Annotated in this window: 2 protein-coding genes and 2 pseudogenes; 3 read left to right on the top strand and 1 reads right to left on the bottom strand. The window is 70.5% G+C overall.

Features of this window, described 5'->3' with window-relative positions:
• From E1298_RS45905 to E1298_RS51490, 3 genes and pseudogenes are all read left to right on the top strand, one after another.
• Nucleotides 1-376 (top strand): alpha-glucosidase C-terminal domain-containing protein (locus E1298_RS45905; RefSeq protein WP_207945259.1); only part of this gene is annotated, 376 nt, incomplete at its 5' end.
• A gap of 2 nt (nt 377-378) precedes the next feature.
• Nucleotides 379-1,800 carry a maltokinase N-terminal cap-like domain-containing protein gene (locus E1298_RS45900; RefSeq protein WP_131903650.1) on the top strand — a complete coding sequence of 474 codons (1,422 nt, stop codon included), beginning with the start codon at nt 379-381 and terminating at the stop codon, nt 1,798-1,800.
• A 139-nt stretch (nt 1,801-1,939) separates the two neighbouring features.
• Nucleotides 1,940-2,506, top strand: a pseudogene (locus tag E1298_RS51490) (C40 family peptidase); the annotation flags it as partial.
• Nucleotides 2,507-2,644: 138 nt separating this feature from the next.
• On the opposite strand, the pseudogene E1298_RS45890 reads toward E1298_RS51490, so the two are convergent.
• Nucleotides 2,645-2,770: pseudogene (locus E1298_RS45890) on the bottom strand (alpha-amylase family glycosyl hydrolase); the annotation flags it as partial.

Below are 2,770 nucleotides of genomic sequence, written 5' to 3'. Positions count from 1 at the left end.
CGGATCCCTGCTCCACTGGACCCGCAAAATGATCGAAATCCGCCAACGCCACCCCGTCTTCGGCGTCGGCTCCTACATCGAACTCTCCGCCTCCAACCCCTCCGTCCTCGCCTTCACCCGCGAAATCGGCGCTAACGACAAGAACCAGTGGGGCGGAATGGACACGATTCTCTGCGTCAGCAACCTGTCGCGCTTTCCGCAACCGGTCGAGCTGGACTTGCGGCGCTTCGAGGGCTACTCGCCCGTCGAGTGCATGGGCGGCGTGCAGTTCCCGGCCATCGGCGAGCTTCCGTACCTGCTGACACTGCCCGGACACGGCTTCTACTGGTTCCAGCTCACTCCGCCGGACGGCGCGGACCTGGAGAGGGTCGTCTGACCGTGCTGCCACCCGAGAACGTCCTCGCACGGGATCTGACGGAGTGGCTGCCCAGGCAGCGATGGTTCGGCGGCAAGGACAGCCCCATCGACGACCTGTCCATCGGCACCGCCACCGAACTCCTCCCCGGCGACCCCGGACTCCACCACCTCATCCTCGACGTCCACCAGAACACCACCACCGACCAGTACCAGCTGCTTCTCGGCGTCCGCCGCGACCTGCCGGACCGGCTCAGGCACGTCGAGATCGGCGGTTTCCCGGAGGGCCCGGGCGGCCCGGAGGCGCACCTGTACGACGCCGCCTACGACCCGGACCTGACCCGCACCCTGCTGGACGACCTGGCGGGCGAGGCGTCCGTCGGGCCGCTGCGGTTCCACCACGCGAGCGGCTTCGACATCCGGACGGACCTGACGAGCCTGCCCATCACCACCGAGCAGAGCAACACCTCGCTGCTGTTCGGCGACGACTACATCTGCAAGCTGTTCCGGCGCCTCTCGTCCGGCGTCAACCTCGACCTTGAGGTCAACCTGGCGCTCACGCGCGTGGGGTGCACACACGTCCCCGCCGTCCGCGGCTGGATCGAGATGGACGACGGCGGGGACGGCGAGCCGGTCACGCTCGGCCTGCTCTCGGACTACCTGCACACCGGCGCGGAGGGCTGGAGCCTGGCGATCGCCAGCGTGCGCGACTGGTACGCGCACACGGTGCCGCCGGGCGAGGGCGAGTGGGCGGAGTTGGACGCCAGCGCCGCGGGCGGCGACTTCGCGGCCGAGGCCGAGCGGCTCGGCGCGGCCACCGCCGAGGTGCACCAGGCGCTCGCCGAGGCGTTCGGCGTGGCGACCGTCCGCGCGGACGAGGTGCGCGCCTCGGCCGCGCGCATGAACGAGGAGCTGACCGCCACCTGCCGCGCCGTGCCCGCACTCGCGCCGCACGCGAAGGCCCTCACGGGGGCGTTCATCGACCTGGCCGCGCAGGCGGAGCCGCTGCCCGTCCAGCGCGTCCACGGCGACTACCACCTCGGGCAGGTCCTGCGGACCGAGTCGGGCTGGACGCTGCTGGACTTCGAGGGCGAGCCCGCCCGCACGCCCGGCGAGCGCCGCGCCCTCGCCCACCCGCTCCGCGACGTCGCCGGGATGCTCCGCTCGTTCGAGTACGCGGCGCGGTTCCTCATCACGAAGTCCGGCACCGTGCCGCCCGAATCGGGGCGCAGGCTGGAGACGCGCGCGCACGCCTGGGCCGCGCGCAACCGCGCCGCCTTCTGCCGCGGCTACGCGGCGGCCGGCGGGCCCGACCCGGCCGCGCATTCGGTGCTGCTGCGGGCGTTCGAGTTCGAGAAGGCCGTGTACGAGGTGCGCTACGAGGCGCGCAACCGCCCGGCCTGGCTGCCCGTCCCGCTGAAATCGCTCGCCCACCTGACCGCATGATCAAAGACACGAAACGGCGCCGCCAATTCGAGACCATGATCATGTAAAATCGGCCCGCTCTCCCCATTCCGTCGCGATCAACGGGTACCCGAACTGTCGGCGGGAGATCATCCGACTCGACGGAAAATGGAGAGCGACAATGCACGCAGTACGCCAATCCCATCGCGACGGCGCCCGGTCCCGGGCCTTCATCGGCCGGACCCGCGACGCCGGGACGAACGTCCGAAAACAGAAGGTGCTCCGGACGGCCGTCACCGTGGCCGCGACCGGGATCGCCGTCTCGCTGCCGATCGGCTCGCAGGCGCTGGCCCAGCTCAACCCGGTCGTCCTCAGCAGGCTGAACCTGGACTCGGCGACGCTGAGCAGGGTCAAGGCGTACGACAGGTACCGCACGCGCGAGGCGAACCAGAAGAGGCAGGCGAGCCGAGCCCTGACCTTCGCCCGCAAGCAGATCGGCAAGCCGTACCGGTGGGGCGCGACCGGGCCAGGCGGATACGACTGCTCGGGCCTCGCGATGGCCGCGTGGCGCAAGGCGGGCGTGAGGATACCGCGCGTCACCTACTCGCAGTACGCGTCGGTGAAGCGGAAGGTGGCCCTGAAGGACCTGCGCCCGGGCGACCTGATCTTCTTCCACGGCCGCAGCCACGTCGGGATGTACCTCGGGAACGGCCGCTTCCTGCACGCGCCGAGCACCGGCTCGCGGATCCGGATCGACAGGTTCGGCGCGGCCAGGAAGAGGCAGTTCGCCGGGGCGGTACGGCCCGGCGCGCCCGTCCGCAAGAAGTGGTCCCGCTCGGTGAAGGAGCTCGTCGAGAAGATCGACCGGATGGGCGCGCAGGAGAACCAGGTCGAGCCAGAAGCGCAGGACCTCCAGCATGGCGTCTTGGACGGCGGGGTTGTCGTAGTTGAGGTCGGGTTGGTGGGAGAAGAAGCGGTGCCAGTAGTACTGGCCGCGGACGGGGTCGTAGGT

It is taken from the genome of Actinomadura rubrisoli, from assembly GCF_004349215.1.
GTDB classification, from domain to species: Bacteria; Actinomycetota; Actinomycetes; order Streptosporangiales; family Streptosporangiaceae; genus Spirillospora; species Spirillospora rubrisoli.
The sequence above is the reverse complement of the archived record's forward strand: the minus strand, read 5'-3'. Positions and strand labels throughout refer to the sequence as shown.